A 15,246-nucleotide genomic window follows, 5' to 3' on the forward strand; every position below is an offset into this window, starting at 1 on the left:
CGCGCCGAAGTGTCTCGAGTGTGTTGAAGATCATCCGCCAAGGCCTACCTGGAGGCACGTAGAGAGACCCAGGTCAGCTCTCCAACTCCGCCATGATGGTGTACTCCAAAGCAGAAGCGTCCCAGAGCACCGCCAGCACGTTCGGTTTGCAGCAGATCTGGCAATCCTCCACATAGTTCTGGCGGCTGCCCGCTGATTCGTCCACCACGGTCTCATTCCACTCTCCACAACCAGCGCATTGGAACCCCGCCGCAAGCGACATCGTTACCTCTCCGCATGGCTCAAGCAGCCTCTAGTCTATCGGACGATCCTACTTTGCGGAGGGTGAAGGACAAAGCATCCTCCCCTGTTATGCTTTCCGGCTATACGCTGCTTAGACGAAAGCCGCGCAGCGAAGATAGGAGTCCCATGTGGAGAAATAAACTGGCCATTCTTTGCCTGCTCATCCCCTTGCAAGTTCGGCTTATGCCGATCGCACTGGCGCAGGATTCATCTGCCTCCATCCAGCAGGTGATGCAACGACAAGTTCAGGCGTGGAACCACGGAGATATAGAGGCTTTCATGCATGGATACAACAACGCAGCCGACACCACCTTCATTGGCAAAACCCTTGAACAAGGCTACGCTCCAATCCTGGCGCGGTACAAAAAGGCATATCCCGGCCATGAGGCGATGGGCACACTCGACTTCTCAGAGATCTCGGTGCGCATGTTGGGTTCTGACTATGCGGTAGCGACGGGAAAGTTCCACCTTGCCAGAACGGCCGCGGGCGGAGGCGACGCCTCCGGCATCTTCTCTCTCGTCTGGGAAGAGACGCAGGAGGGATGGAAGATCATCCTCGATCACACCACCAGCGAGTGAGCCGCGTTTCGCTGCGTGCAGGCGTCAGATCTGCATGATTTCTTTTTCTTTGGCTTTCGACATCTCGTCCATGCGCTTGATTTCGTCGTCGGTGAGCTTCTGAATCTCCTCCAGGGCGCGCTTCTCCTCATCTCCGGAGATGGTTTTATCCTTGGCCGCCTTCTTGATCGCCTCGTTGCCATCGCGGCGAATGTTGCGGATGACCGTCTTGCGCTCCTCAAGCTCCTTGTTGAGGTGCTTGACCACATCCTTGCGGCGCTCTTCGGTCATCGGAGGAATGGGGACCCGTACGATCTTGCCATCGTTCTGAGGATTGAAACCGAGGTCGGAAGCCCGCAGCGCCTTTTCCACCTCAGCCAGCAGGCTCGGATCCCAGGGCTGGATCAGGATCAGGTTTGCATCGGGCGCAGTCACTTGCGCAACCTGATTGAGCGGCGTCTCGGCCCCATAGGCAAGCACGCGGATACCGTCCAGCATGTGGACCGAAGCGCGACCCGTCCGGGTGGAAGCCAGTTCTGCTTGAAACGCCTGCACGCCTTTATCCATGCGTGCCTTCAGTTGAAGATAGGTGTCCTTCAGTGCGGGGATTGCTGCGATTGCGGAAACTGCCATGAGAGTCATCTTCCTTTGGTACGTCTTCAGCGATATTGTACAAACTTCCTCATCAGCGTTCCGTTCAGATCTTGAGGAAGATGCGTCGCCGGTAAAGCACCAGCATCGCCAGCCAACAAATCAGGACAATCGTCAAAGAGTAGAGCAGCGAAGCAAAGGCAGCGTCCGGGATGATGTGAAGAAGTCCTCCGTAGTACCACTGGCTCAAATTCACACCGGGATGGACGTGAATATTTGAAACCACGCCCGGCAGCAGCTCAGAGAAGACGTAGGCCCCAATGGCGTTCATCCCGAATACCAGCAAAGGCATGAAGCGTTTTGCGCGGGTCTCTGGATCAGCCTTGCCATCAGACCGCTTGCCCCGTACGTCGATAAGCCAGATCGACAATGCCAACAGCAGCAGGCTCAATCCACCTGCGAAAAGGACAAAAGAGCTGGTCCAGAGCTTTTTGTTGAGCGGAAACCAGAAGTTCCAGACGCCTCCCAGCAGGACCCCCGTAGCGCCGGCAAGTGCAATCCCTTTCGCCTTCTCTTCAATACTGCGGCTCGTGCGCAGCCACAGCCCGGTCAGCATACCGATCAGCGCTGTACCTAGAGCCGGTATGGTGCTCAACAATCCTTCGGGATCACGCGTGTGTTCATACAAATGCGAGGGCGAGAAGATCTGCCGGTCGAGCCATGCTGTCAAGTTGCCGTCGCGATCGAGCAGCGGCACGTCGCGCCCCGGAAGACCATAGCCGGGGACCGGCACAAAGCGCATCAGCAGCCAGTAGCCGGCCAGGGCCGCCACGAGAAGCGCCAATTTGCTGCGCCAAGCAGGGCTGATGAGATAGAGCGACGCGACCACGAAGTAGCAAATCGCGATTCGCGGCAACACTCCATAAAACCGCATGGTGTGCAGGTTGAAGAACGGGAAGCTGTTCACCAGCAGCCCAAACAAATAAAGAATGACCGTACGCCGGATCACGTGCAGGAATAAGGAGCTCTTGGTGGCGCCCCTCGCCAAGCGCGATTCCGTGGAAAACACGGTCGATATCCCCACCAGGAAAAGAAATGTGGGGAAAACCAGGTCGGTTGGGGTAAACCCGTTCCACGCAGCATGTTTAAGCGCCCAATAAGCACGTTCGCCATCGCCGTTGTTGTTGACCAGGATCATAAAGGCGAGCGTGAGGCCGCGCAGCACATCGACCGACAACATTCGGGCCGGCTTGGTGGCGACTGGGGCTGAGGGGATAGTCGTTGTGGCCATCGTTGCAACTCCGTAAGAGAAATCTAATTTGAGAGCCCGCTACCTTCCCCCAATTCCGGGGTTTCGGTAAGTATAGCGGGGATTGGTACTTGCCACCGGACAACGGCAGCTGGTACCAGGCATCTAACGGTTGGAGAACAAGGCCGGTTGCCCATTGATTGGGAGACCGATGGAATCAAAGTTTTAAACAGGGTCCAAGGAGAAAGCATGAAAGCCAAACAACTATCCGTCGGAATTCTCGCGGGCGTCGTCGCACTTGCCTGCAGTCCAGCCGTACTCGTGGCGCAGGGACCACCGCCGCCACCGCCCGGCTATCAGGGACCGCCGCCAGGATATGCGCCACAGCCATGGGAAGCGCCTCCTTCCGAATATCAGGAGGTCCAGCAGCGCGGCTTTCACGACGGCGTTGAGGGCGCGAAGAAAGACTACCAAAACCACCGCCAGCCGGATGTGAACAACCGTGACGAGTACAGGCATCCAAACGGCGTTCCGAGGCGCGACCGCGAGGCATATCGCGAAGCATTTCAACGCGGATATCAGGTTGGAGTTCAACATATCTGGAGCGGCGGCGGGCGCTAGCCTCCGGGTTCCGTCGATCGCGTAACTTCCATTGCAGCGCTGGCAGCCATCTTTCCGCTACCAGCGCGGATCGTGTTTCTGGCCTTTTCCGCTCGAGAATCCGTGTCAGATCCGAAGCTTAAGCTCTCCGCGTAAGCTTTGTGCAGTTCGGCGCCCGAACCATCCCTCGCGCCCCACGCAACTTCATAATATGTCGCCGTCACCGGCGCATTCTATTCTCTAAGCTGTTGGCTAAAGGCAGGTCAGCTAAGCAAAGGTTGCTCGAACAAGGCAAGCGAAACGAAGGCAGTGACTGTCATATCAGCTGTTTAGCTATCGGCTCATTCGCTAGCCGCTGCTTAGCTGACCGGCTTTTAGCTCCCGAGACGATAAGCGCGCCTGCTCCCCGACGTGATCCCGAGCGGTTCCCAGAAGAGGAAGACTGGGCCAACAAGGGAATCCGGATCTTTGGGCACCTTCGTTACCCGAATAAGGGTTGCGGTTGTAACACTCGGCAGCTACCTTAGTCCAAGGAAGTAGTTCGACCGCTTCGAGCAATCTGTTTGACCTGGAATGCCTCCCTCCCGCCAACAATCCGCGATCCACCGCGCCACCAGTCTGTTGGCTCCATCGCTGCTGGCGATGGCGGGCTGCGCAGGCGTGGTTTCGAACTACGCGGCAAAGCCGATCAACGAATTATTCTCCCTGAGCGCTTCCACCCAGACGGTGGACACCAATGGACAGGTTCAGCTAAAGGCACTCTACGCCTCGGGTACGGCAGCCGCCGTCCATTGGACTTTGACCCGAGGAGAGAACGATGGTGCGATCGGGCAGGGGACGATCGATGCCCGGGGCGTCTATACTCCTCCGGCCTCACTGACTCGGGATGGGATTGATGTCGAGATCCAGGCCCAATTAAGGTCAGATCCAACCAAAACCGCGACGGAAGTAATTCACGTAAACCCGGGATTTCTGCAACCCTTGACCCCTGAAAATTCTGCTCTCCCGCCGGGAGGCTCTCTGCCGGTCAGCGCGCAACTGGCCGAGGTTGGCGGCGGTGACCTGGACTGGAGGCTCTCCACGGCAGCCAGCGGAGGCCGTCGGCTGGATGCGTCCTTTGGAAGCTTCAGCCAGGAGAGTTGTCAGCACAGCGCCCAGAACTATACCGTTTGCAGCGCAATTTACACTGCGCCACCTTCCCTGCCGGCAGGCAAGGAAGTGTACGTCGTCGCCACCGTCCACAACACCGACGGCACCGCTGGCTCGCGACAATCCGTCCACGTGCTGCTGAGTAACTCGGGCATTTCAAGCAGCCCCCTCACCAACCAGTCTGCCCAGACTTCTCTGGTGCAATTGGGATCATCAGGCGGCAACAATAATGATGCAGACGCCAGCCAGGACCGCTCCGGAGGCTCATTCATCAACGATTGCTGCGGCGGTACCCTAGGCGCTCTGGTTCGAGACCAGACGGGCAGTCAATATATTCTCAGCAACAACCACGTGCTCGCGGAGTCGGACCAGGCCAACCAGGGAGATAGCATCGTGCAACCTGGCCTCATCGATGCAAATTGCGATCAGAATGCCGGCCGGCCGGTGGCTTCTCTTCGGTACGTTGTCCCGCTGGCCTCGTCCCAAACCAATGTGGACGCTGCCCTGGCCGAGGTGAACGCTGGGTCGGTCGATCCCGGCGGAGCAATCCTGCAGTTCGGCACTCCCGGCAAAGGAACCAACAATAGTATCGATGCCGCGCCTCCTGCTGGCGGTGCCGGGGAGGCGATCACGCCCGCACTCCTGGACCCCGGATCCGCTCCGCTCCGGGTGGCCAAAAGCGGCCGTACGACTGGCTTAACCTGCTCCACCATCGAAGCCGTCAATCTCAGCCTGGAAGTCGACTATTACAAGGACTGCGCCGAAACCCAGCCGTACTACCGGAAGACGTTCGTCCACCAGATTGGCATCGGCGGCAATGGCTTCTCTGACAGCGGCGACTCCGGCGCACTGGTCGTCGATGCCGGCAACGCGGAGCCTCTCGGCCTCTATTTCGCTGGCGGAACCGATGACCACGGTGGCGGCTTCAGCGTCGTCAACCCCATCCAGGATGTCCTCTCCGAATTAGGCGCGCACGCCGACCGCCAGTTCAGCATCGTCGGCGGAGCAGAACACCCCATCTCCTGCTTGAACTACGACGGCCACCCCGTCGAGGAGCAGCCGGTTCCCGAACTCTCGCAAAAGAAAGCCCAGTTCGCAGCCCGCAAGAACGCTTCGACGCTCGTGAATCCGGCCACCGGAATACTCGACTTGGCTTCCGGCGCAAGCGCCGACTCCCCTGGAAGCGCTGCGCTGATCGTTTACGTGGATAAAGCCAGAGAGGGAGTCCAGGTCCCGGCGGTTCTCAATGGATTTCGGACGGTCGTAGTGCCGGCCGATCCAGCAAGCGTCGCAGACGGTACAGCGCCTAAGATCCCGAGCTTGTCTCCCGGTATTCAGCTCTCGGCCGCAGCACTTCAAGAAGCCTCCACCGTTCAGCAGGCTTACGCGAAACACCTCATGGTCGATCCCGCGATCTTCGGGGTCGGCGTTACCCAAAGCCGCGATAATCCCGCGGAAGCCGCCTTGCTGGTGCTCGTCGACATCTCCCGCACACCCAGGGCCATGCCGGCCATCATTGGCGGCCTACGCACTCGCTATGTCTTCCTTCACCGCTTCCATGTCACCCGCTCCAAATATGCAGGGGCTCCTCATCTTTCCAGTTGCAGCTTGAAGTCATCCTCTTCTAAAACGGTAGAGTTCCGTCCTGAACAATTACCAGCCCTCGATCTGCACTGAGCAGCCATTGCTCCACCATTGCTCGCCTGCGCGATTCCGGCTTCAGCAGACCGGGTGGGACTTCCTGACCTTCGAGATGGACTTAGAAAGCCTCGATAAGACCGCGTCTGAATGGGCAAAGCCGAAAAGCCGCGCGATGAGCGCGAATAAAGGCGCCTTTGGCAGCAGAGGAAAGTCTGCCCGACGCAAAGACTTCCGGTCGTTCGCCTTTCAGTCTCTACAGCCCAGAGCCGTGGCCTTTTTAGGAAAAGCCAGGAACTCCGCGACTTGTATGCACTAGAAACGAACGATGCCGGCATCAACTGACCGAAACCGTCGCCTCTTCTTCCCCGCTCGTGGGTGCGGTTTGATCCTGCAACGGCAGGAATACCACGAACACCGTCCCGGACTTGACACTATCCTGACTAGTCCGGCTGCGAACGCGAACCCATCCCCCATGCTTCTGGACGATCTCCGCGCTCACCCACAGGCCCAATCCCGTCCCCGTCGCCTCTTTGGTGGTAAAAAACGGTTCAAAGATGCGGCGCTGTACCGCACTGGTCATGCCGTAACCAGTATCTGCGACTACTACCCGCACACCGCGAACGGAAGGGTCCTTCGGCGAGCGGGAATACCGGACCCTCAATAGCAAGTGTCCTCGCTGCCGGGGCATTGCGTCGAGCGCGTTCCCGATCAGATTCGCAAATAACTGCCGCATCTCTCCCGCAAAGCACAGGAGCTCCACGCCCTTCTGGTACTTTCGCTCGATCACCACCTGCTGACCCATCACCTTCCCGCGGTAGAGCGAAAGAACCGACTCGAGAATTTCACCAATATTGGTCACCGTCTGTTTGGTCGACTGGCGATGGAAGCGCAAGGTCTGCTGCACGATCTCCGACATCCGCGCGACTTCGTGTTGCGCCAGTTCGAGATAAGAAGCCAGCCGTGCGTCGAGTCCCTCGATCCCGCTCAGCAGATAGAGCAGGTTGGTAATAGCTTCCAAAGGGTTATTGATTTCATGAGCGATCGAAGCGGAAAGCCGCCCCACGGCGGCGAGCTTTTCGGTTCGCCGCAGGGCGTCTTCGGAGCGCTTGATGGCGGTGGTGTCGACGATCACAGCTCCCACCCAGCGCACCCCGTGGGTTGCCGTTCTCACCGGATAGAGGTTCACCAGCCAGGTGGAAAATCGACCATCCTCCGCCTTGATGCCGGCGGTAATTTCAAGGTCCCGGGCCGGCTCGGCGGTACTCAGGACCTGTTGAATGCCACTTTCCAGAATCTGTCCGGGTGGTCCGGGGAATATCTCGCGCACATTGCGTCCGATGTGCTTTCCCACCGAGAGCTCATTCATATCCGCAAAGAACTGATTCATGCGGATAAACCGGCTGTGGCTGTCGAAAAACGCGATACCGATCGGCGCATGCGCAAGCATGGAATCGAGCAGCCCGAGCGTGTCGTTGAGACCGGCGCGCTGCTCCTCGATGGCGGCGACCATGAGATTGAACGCGAGCGTCAGGTCGGCCACTTCGCTCGATGCGGAAACATCGGGCTCAATGGTCGAGGTATCCACCGGATCGCGGATGATCCGCCGCGTCGCAGTGAGCAGCCGCGACAGTGGCCGAGTGACGGATCGGGCCAGATACTCGGCAAGCAAAATGCACCCGAGTGCGCCCACTGCAGCGAAGGCCAATGTGAACTCGAGCTGGGAGTTCATTTCCGTTCGCCGGGAATCCTCATTGGGATAAATCCAGCTTAGGGCCTGAGGTTTGCCATCGATGACAACGGGTGAGACCGCCTCCAAGTGGCCTCCTACGTCGAGGATCGAAACAACGTTCGAAACCCCCAAGTATCGCTTCTCGCTCTCGGTCAGCCGGGATTTGCCATTGAGCGTGGGATCGCTGCTGAGGATGGTTTTCCCGTCCAGGTCCGTGACCTGCACGGCGCTGATGCTCGGCGCCCGCATCATTGCGGAGATGGTCTTTTGCAGCAGATCGACGCGATTCTCGTTGATCGCATCCTGCGCCAGCAGGGCCAGCATCGTGGATTGATATTCCAGCCGGCGACGTTCCCGGGTGCTTAGCTCTCTTTGGTGTTCGCGGACGATGAAGAAGGCGAAAACCGCCACTAGCAGCACTTCAAAGATCAGAAGTCCGACAATCAACTGCCCTCGGATTGTTCTCGGTCTCAGCACTGAGCGAAAGGAAGATTAAAGTCTGCTAATAGAATTGGCCCCGCCGGTCACTTGAACCGTGCTGTTCGTCAATTCTCACACACTCATGCCGTGACTAGTTTCCCGCGTTTGGCTTTCAGGTCTTCAGCAATCTGATGGCCATGGAAACGGCCATTCTCGATGAAAATCTCGTAAGTTCGATCTCCGGCAACGATAACGCCCGCCAAATAAATGCCAGGCACGTTGCTCTCCAGGCTATGGGGATTGAAAACCGGCTGACGGTCCTTGGCTTCAATCTGCACCCCGAGCGAGCCCAGGAAGTCGAAATCGGGATGATATCCCGTCATTGCGAAAACGTACTGATTGGGGATCGTCAGTTCTCCATCGGGGGTAGCTAGCGTCACCGCATCGAGATCGATGCGCGCCACCGTGGTATGGAAATATGCGGTTACTTCCCCGTTCTTGATTCGGTTCTCAATATCCGGCAGGATCCAGTACTTGACGTGAGGTTGGATCGCCGGCCCGCGATGAACCAGAGTGACCCGCGCGCCGTGCCGCCATAGGTCCAGCGCGGCAATCGCGGCTGAGTTTTTGCCCCCGATCACCAGCACGTCAAGATCGTAGTAGGGGTGCGGATCATGATAGTAATGAAAGACCTTTGGCAGCTCCTCACCCGGGGCGCCGAGAGGATTGGCAAGGTCATAGTAGCCAGTTGAGACGATCAGTTTTCGCGAGCGTAAAGCGCTGCGGCGTCCGAAGCGGTCGACGAGATGAACCTGAAAGTCTCCATCCTTGCCGGAGACGCTCTCCACCCGGTGATACTGGCGAATCTCAAGCTGGTAGTGTTCTGCGACTTTACGGTAGTACTCTAGCGCCTCATTGCGGTTCGGTTTTTGATTGGTGGTCGAGAAGGGGATGTTGCCAATCTCCAGCAACTCTGGCGTCGTGAAGAATGTCATGTTCGATGGATAGTGAAAGAGCGAATTGCAAAGGCAGCCCTTGTCCACCGATATGGTCCGGAAACCCGCGCGCTGTGCTTCGATGGCGCAGGCCAAGCCGGTCGGTCCGGCGCCAACGACCAGCACATCGTAAAGTCCTTCTTCCGCTCGAAGACCATGGGCTTGCAAACCGTCCAGATCCGCCGCATTACTCATTCCCTTAGAGCTCATCCTTTTAGATTAGAGCACTCCGGCTACGAGAGCCGCATGACGCTTCGACCGAATCCACATTCTTTCTATCATTGGCGGAACTCACTCCATGCATCTCAGAGAACGAGGATCCTTCATGGCGCCAGCCGGCTCCACCCCTCGCTATACTTGAAAGATCATGACGGCAATACGACAGGAAGACTTCATCCAGAGCGTGGCCGACGCCCTCCAATACATTTCTTATTACCACCCGGTGGATTACATAACGAATCTCGCGAAGGCCTATGATCGCGAAGAATCTCGCGCGGCCAAGGACGCCATCGGGCAGATCCTGATCAATTCGCGGATGTGCGCGGAGGGCCACCGACCCATCTGCCAGGACACCGGCATAGTCACCGTCTTCCTGAAGATCGGCATGGATGTGCGCTGGGACGATGCGACCATGACCGTCGAGGACATGGTGAACGCGGGGGTCCGAATGGCATATCTTCATCCGGACAACAAATTGCGCGCTTCGATCCTCGCCGATCCCGCAGGCAAGCGCAAAAACACCGGGGACAATACTCCCGCCGTAGTTTCCATCTCGCTGGTCACTGGCACCAAAGTCGACGTAACCGTCGCCGCTAAAGGGGGCGGCTCGGAGGCGAAATCGAAGTTCGCCATGCTCAACCCCTCCGATTCGATTATCGATTGGGTGCTGAAGACCGTGCCAACCATGGGTGCGGGTTGGTGTCCGCCGGGCATGTTGGGCATCGGCATTGGCGGCACCGCGGAAAAAGCGATGTTGATGGCGAAGGAAGCCCTCATGGATCCGATCGACATCACCGAAGTGATCGCCCGCGGACCGTCGACTTTCCTCGAAGAAATGCGAGTTGAGCTTTATCGCAAGGTGAATGAACTCGGGATTGGCGCCCAGGGCTTGGGCGGATTGACAACCGTTCTCGACGTCAAGATACGAGATTATCCTACCCACGCCGCGAACCTGCCTGTGGCGATGATCCCCAACTGCGCGGCCACCCGGCATGCTCATTTTGTACTCGACGGCTCCGGGCCGGTAGCGCTCGATCCGCCCTCCCTAGAGGATTGGCCAACCCTCGTCCAGGACGTCTCCACTGCCCGGCGGGTTGATCTCGATACCATCTCGCGAGCAGACGTCGGCGACTGGAAGCCCGGCGAGGTCCTGCTTCTCAACGGCAAACTACTCACCGGCCGGGACGCCGCTCATAAGCGCATGACCGACATGCTTCGCCGGGGCGAAAAGCTTCCCGTCGACTTTACGAACCGCTTCATTTATTACGTCGGCCCTGTAGATCCGGTGCGCGAGGAGGTCGTCGGGCCTGCCGGGCCAACCACCGCCACCCGTATGGATCAATTCACTCGCCAGATGCTCGAAGAGACCGCCCTGCTGGGCATGATCGGCAAGGCTGAGCGTGGGCCAGCGGCCATCGAAGCTATCCGCGACCACAAGGCTGTCTACTTGATGGCTGTCGGGGGAGCGGCCTATTTGGTCTCGAAAGCCATCAAGGCTTCCCGGGTACTCGCCTTCGAAGACCTGGGCATGGAGGCCATCTACGAATTCGAGGTGAAAGACATGCCGGTGACCGTCGCCGTCGACTCGAAAGGGACCTCCGTTCACCAGACCGGCCCCAGGGAATGGCAAGCCAGGATAGCCGGCATTCCTATCCTCAATTAGCGATTCCAATCCCGTGCAAACAAGGCACTCGGTCGGTGCGTAGCCCTTTCCCAAGAAGGCCACAGCTCGGAATTCCTGGGGCTATAGAGACTCGAAGCTAAGATGCTCCGTTCTCATTTAAGCCGGCCTAACCTATTGGAACGGGGATGGAGTTACCACAGGGATGTCATTCTCTTTGACTGTCGCATTCCATTTCTATGGATGCTTCCTCCTGTTTTTTACGGTCGACACGAACAGAAATGCGGTAAACTCATCCGCGTCGGCAAGATCCTGCCTACTCGTCCCCGGGAAAATTGTGAATCGCCGTTAGAGGATCTCTTCCATGGCGTTGGAGATCGGTCAACACGTTGGGGAATATGAAATCCTTGCTTTTTTGGGGGCGGGTGGAATGGGTGAGGTCTACTCGGCCCGCAACGTCATCTCCGGTCGTGTAGAAGCGCTCAAAATACTGCTCTCCGATCTCTTGAAAGAAGCGGATGTGGCCACCCGCTTCACGGTTGAAATCCGTACCCTCGCGACGCTCGACCATCCCAATATCGCCCAATTGCGCACTGCTTTTGAGTTCCAGAACCAGTTAGTGATGATCATGGAGTTTGTCGAGGGAACTACCCTGGAGCGCCTGCCGGGTCCGCGGCCGATGCTAGCCAGCGACGCATTGAACTACTCCACCCAGATCCTTGCTGCTTTGGCCTATGCGCACAGCAAAGGCGTGACCCACCGTGACGTCAAGCCAGCCAACATCATGATCACGACCCACGGTGTGGCCAAATTGATGGACTTCGGAATAGCGAAGTCTACTAACGACATGCAATTGACGCACTCCGGTTCGACGGTAGGTTCGATCCATTACATGTCGCCGGAGCAGGTGCGCGGCGGCATTGTCGATTCGCGCTCGGATATTTATTCCCTCGGAGTCACGCTTTACCAGATGCTAACCGGGCGCCGGCCATTTCAGGGGGACAATGCCTATACCATACTGACAGCGCAATGCAACGAAACCCCTACCGCTCCTACGCAGTTGAATCCCTCTCTCCCGCCGGCGCTTAGCGAAGCCGTGCTCCGCGCCATGGCGAAAGAGCCAGCAGCGCGGTTTCAGTATGCGGAGGAGTTTCGCCAGGCCCTTCTTAAGGTGCAGCAGGGTGCGCAATCCACGGTCTCGATGGCGATTCCGCTGGTCCCGCCGCCGGTGGCTGCTCCAGCTCCACTGCCGATCGCGACCTTTCCTCCCGCGCCCCAGGCGGTCAGGAGCCAGCGAGGGCTTTGGCTCGGGCTCGGCGCGGCCGCCGCCATTGTGGCGATGGTCGCGGCTACCACCCTTCTTCCTCGATTCCTCTCGACCCATGCCAGCCCGAGCCCGACGCCGGCTGTCAGCAACACTCCAGCGACGGTGCAAACGAATATCCCGAGCAATCCTGTTGCATCGAAGGCGGCGCCGGTCAATGCTGGGCCTGCAACTCCGGTTCCACAAAGTCGGCCCGCGGCCGGTCCGAGCGCGATTGCGCAAAGCCACATCCCCGTCCGTCCGATTTACCACGCTGCCGCCCAGTCCGTAGCGTCCGGCGATCCGGCCGTCGCTCCGCTTCCCAGCCGGGAAGTCAACGAAGCCCGCGAAAGGCTGAGCGATCTTCAATCCCGGGCTGATGCCGCCAACTCATCGATCCAGACCATGCGACGCCAGCAGCAGGCGCAAGGATATGACATGCGCGGCGACGTGGTCGCGGCCATGGGCCGCATGAACGCTCACCTCAACGAGGCGAATCGAGCCCTGAATACAAATGATTTGCAAGCCGCGAGCGACGACATGGCCCGTGCAGAAAAAGAGCTGTCCACTCTGGAGACGTTTCTAGGGCGCTAGGAGAAGTCCGCAATGCGCAAAGTTGGTTCTGTTGTTCTTTCACTTTACCTCCTGATTACGCTGACCCTGCTGCCTGCAGCCGCGCAGAAACGCAAGGTAACGGTGATGGATTTTGGCTATGGGACGGTCAAGAAGGATGTCGCTGCCATCTTCGGGACTGATCAGGACATCGGCAAGGGTATTGCCGATCAATTAATCACTCAACTTCTGAATCAAGGCGATTACCGGCTTATCGAACGCAGCCACCTAGATAAGATCATCGCCGAGCAGAACCTCTCCAACAGCGATCGTGCAGACCCGGCGACGGCAGCCAAGATTGGCGGAGTGCTGGGTGTCGATGCGATCATCATTGGCGATGTCACGACCTTTGGCAATGACGACAAGCACACCAACGTAAGCGGCAACGGCAACACGGGCTGGTTGGGCAAAGCCGCGGCCGGTGGTCTTGGCGTCAATAAGAGCAAGGCAGTGGTCGAAATCACAGCGCGCATCATCGACGTGAATACCAGTGAAATTCTAGCCTCGGTTACCGGTCGCGGCGAAGCACAGAAAAAAGGGCTGTCGCTTGGCGGCGGCGGCTCGAACGGTTGGTGGAACGGCGGCGGTGGTGGTGGTGGCCAAGTCGATTTTGGCAGCTCCAATTTCCAGGAAACAATTATCGGCCAGGCAGTAAAAGCGGCCGTCACCGAGGTTGCGACGAACCTCGATACAAAGGCCGCCAGCCTGCCTCCGCCGACAGAGAAGCCGATGCCGCAAGCGCCTCCCCTCGACGGCCAGGTGGCCGACGCTTCGAGTTCGGACATCATCGTCAATGTTGGATCGAAGAATGGCGTCAAAGTGGGAGATACCCTGGCCATCAAGCGCGTCGACCGCGTGATCAACGATCCAGTCACGGGCAAGCCATTGCGGGCGATCGAGACCTTGGTTGGCACCCTTACCATTTCCAGCGTCGATCCCGATTCGGCTGTAGGCAAGTTTTCGGGAACAGGAGCGCCTAAAGTGGGCGACCATGTGAAGCGGCAAGCCAGCAACTAACTACGCCGCGATTTCGCAATAGAGACAGCAGTTTCAAATGCGCCACATGCGACCCCGTCGGTCTGTCCGTGGCTTTTCGCCAGAGACAGCCACTCCGCACAACTCTCGTAAACTCTAATCTCATCCAGCGATTGAAGGGGCCGGCTTCGGCCGGGCCAGATCCCCACAAGAAAGAAGGGCGACTTTGCCGCGGAGGGAAGCCTGACCGATTTCATCAGAGGTTCCCTAACTCCACGCGTCTAATTCGCCCGATTGAGATGACCTACTGTTTACCCCAGCGGTAGACGACACCGGCGTTGAAGCCAAGATTGTTCTGCACGCTGCTGCCATAGTTGGTGAAGAGATAAAGCGGAGTCAGCCGAAGCGCGAGCGAAGGACTCAGATTGTAATCAAGCGGTGCACCAACGCTGAAGCTGAAGACTGTCCCGTCGTTGTAAAGACCGATTAAGGAAGCCGGTAGTCCGCCTGTGCCCGTGTCGAAGTTCCCATGTCCAAAGCCTGCAAGCGCTTGAATAGTCGCTGCCCATTTGGGTCGTTCATAAACGCGGTATTGGGGCCCAAAAAGAATCGAGTACTGGCTGATGCCTGGCTCGAAAACAGCATAAGGATTGTTTCCGATGTAGGCCGTACCGTAGTAGCCGCGAAAGTCGGCCGTAACCCCAAGCCGAGGCCGGAGGTAATCGGTAATGCCAATGTTCCAATCTGCTTCATTGATATGCTGCTTGGTGTCACCGGGATGAAAGCGTAGATACCCGCCGCCAAAATACCCTTCGAATTTCGCCCCGTAAGTTTCGCGAATAATCTGCTGGATTCTCGCCTGACGCCTGGCATTGATCCTCGCCTGAGCGTCCCGAATGATTCGCGCCCGCTCTTCGGGAGTCTGCGCGGGTGGCGCTGGGGGAGCGACTGCCGGTTGTTGCGCCTGCGCGGGTGGCGCCGGGGAAGCGTCCGCCGGTTGTTGCGAGGGCGCGGGGGCGGGATCGGTCTGCGCGAGCATCACCTGCGCACTGAGGAACAACGGGCAGATCAGAAAAAGGGGGAAAAACAGGAGGCGCGCCTTACGGCCCAGGCGCTTGCCATGACGAACGAACTTTGAAGCTTCCACTACTCGCTTACCTCTCAAAACCCTGAAGAAACTAAAATGCGCTGAATTCTGCTGGCCACCTCTGTATTAAACCATCTACGGCACCGGCTCGTCTTAGCGGCGCCTGATTTCGCCTGCCCACACGGCGCGTCGAAAATCGAAGATCTTCGTCTATG

The 15,246-nt window shown here is 58.2% G+C and carries 12 protein-coding genes; 6 read left to right on the top strand and 6 right to left on the bottom strand.

The window, feature by feature from the left end; translation table 11 throughout:
- Window positions 1-73 precede the first annotated feature (73 nt).
- The gene (locus tag ACPOL_RS08190) at window positions 74-262 is read right to left on the bottom strand and encodes a CPXCG motif-containing cysteine-rich protein (RefSeq protein WP_114206616.1); all 189 of its coding nucleotides are present in this window, start codon (window positions 260-262) and stop codon (window positions 74-76) included.
- A gap of 146 nt (window positions 263-408) precedes the next feature.
- Between ACPOL_RS08190 and ACPOL_RS08195 the strand changes: the two genes are divergently transcribed.
- Window positions 409-861 carry a YybH family protein gene (locus ACPOL_RS08195; RefSeq protein WP_201759121.1) on the top strand — a complete coding sequence of 151 codons (453 nt, stop codon included), beginning with the start codon at window positions 409-411 and terminating at the stop codon, window positions 859-861.
- 24 nt (window positions 862-885) lie between these two features.
- Here the strand turns inward: ACPOL_RS08195 and frr are convergent, their stop codons facing one another.
- Window positions 886-1,407: a ribosome recycling factor gene (frr, locus tag ACPOL_RS08200; protein ID WP_338026768.1), complete on the bottom strand. Its 522-nt coding sequence runs from the start codon at window positions 1,405-1,407 to the stop codon at window positions 886-888.
- A 130-nt stretch (window positions 1,408-1,537) separates the two neighbouring features.
- On the bottom strand, window positions 1,538-2,722 hold the full coding sequence (locus tag ACPOL_RS08205) for an acyltransferase family protein (protein ID WP_114206618.1): 1,185 nt from the start codon (window positions 2,720-2,722) through the stop codon (window positions 1,538-1,540).
- Window positions 2,723-2,929: 207 nt separating this feature from the next.
- Between ACPOL_RS08205 and ACPOL_RS08210 the strand changes: the two genes are divergently transcribed.
- Together ACPOL_RS08210 and ACPOL_RS08220 are read left to right on the top strand one after the other, a co-directional pair.
- Window positions 2,930-3,301 (top strand): hypothetical protein, encoded by a 372-nt coding sequence (locus tag ACPOL_RS08210; RefSeq protein ID WP_114210709.1) that lies wholly within the window; start codon window positions 2,930-2,932, stop codon window positions 3,299-3,301.
- Between the two features lie 552 nt (window positions 3,302-3,853).
- Window positions 3,854-6,106: a chymotrypsin family serine protease gene (locus tag ACPOL_RS08220; RefSeq protein WP_114206620.1), complete on the top strand. Its 2,253-nt coding sequence runs from the start codon at window positions 3,854-3,856 to the stop codon at window positions 6,104-6,106.
- A 298-nt stretch (window positions 6,107-6,404) separates the two neighbouring features.
- Here the strand turns inward: ACPOL_RS08220 and ACPOL_RS08230 are convergent, their stop codons facing one another.
- A complete protein-coding gene (locus ACPOL_RS08230) occupies window positions 6,405-8,246 on the bottom strand; it encodes a sensor histidine kinase (protein ID WP_114206622.1) in 1,842 nt (613 codons plus the stop codon).
- Between the two features lie 113 nt (window positions 8,247-8,359).
- Window positions 8,360-9,409 carry a YpdA family putative bacillithiol disulfide reductase gene (locus ACPOL_RS08235; RefSeq protein ID WP_114206623.1) on the bottom strand — a complete coding sequence of 350 codons (1,050 nt, stop codon included), beginning with the start codon at window positions 9,407-9,409 and terminating at the stop codon, window positions 8,360-8,362.
- Between the two features lie 172 nt (window positions 9,410-9,581).
- Here ACPOL_RS08235 and ACPOL_RS08240 point away from each other — a divergent pair, with 172 nt between their 5' ends.
- The 3 genes from ACPOL_RS08240 to ACPOL_RS08250 all read left to right on the top strand — a co-directional run bounded on the left by ACPOL_RS08240 (window position 9,582) and on the right by ACPOL_RS08250 (window position 13,986).
- The gene (locus ACPOL_RS08240) at window positions 9,582-11,096 is read left to right on the top strand and encodes a fumarate hydratase (protein ID WP_114206624.1); all 1,515 of its coding nucleotides are present in this window, start codon (window positions 9,582-9,584) and stop codon (window positions 11,094-11,096) included.
- Window positions 11,097-11,418: 322 nt separating this feature from the next.
- On the top strand, window positions 11,419-12,951 hold the full coding sequence (locus tag ACPOL_RS08245; protein WP_114206625.1) for a serine/threonine-protein kinase: 1,533 nt from the start codon (window positions 11,419-11,421) through the stop codon (window positions 12,949-12,951).
- 12 nt (window positions 12,952-12,963) lie between these two features.
- Window positions 12,964-13,986 (top strand): CsgG/HfaB family protein, encoded by a 1,023-nt coding sequence (locus ACPOL_RS08250; protein ID WP_114206626.1) that lies wholly within the window; start codon window positions 12,964-12,966, stop codon window positions 13,984-13,986.
- A 262-nt stretch (window positions 13,987-14,248) separates the two neighbouring features.
- On the opposite strand, the gene ACPOL_RS08255 is transcribed toward ACPOL_RS08250, so the two are convergent.
- Complete coding sequence (locus ACPOL_RS08255) at window positions 14,249-15,091, bottom strand: outer membrane protein (protein WP_114206627.1); 843 nt, start codon at window positions 15,089-15,091, stop codon at window positions 14,249-14,251.
- Window positions 15,092-15,246 lie beyond the last annotated feature (155 nt).

Source organism: Acidisarcina polymorpha (assembly GCF_003330725.1).
Lineage (GTDB): Bacteria > Acidobacteriota > Terriglobia > Terriglobales > Acidobacteriaceae > Acidisarcina > Acidisarcina polymorpha.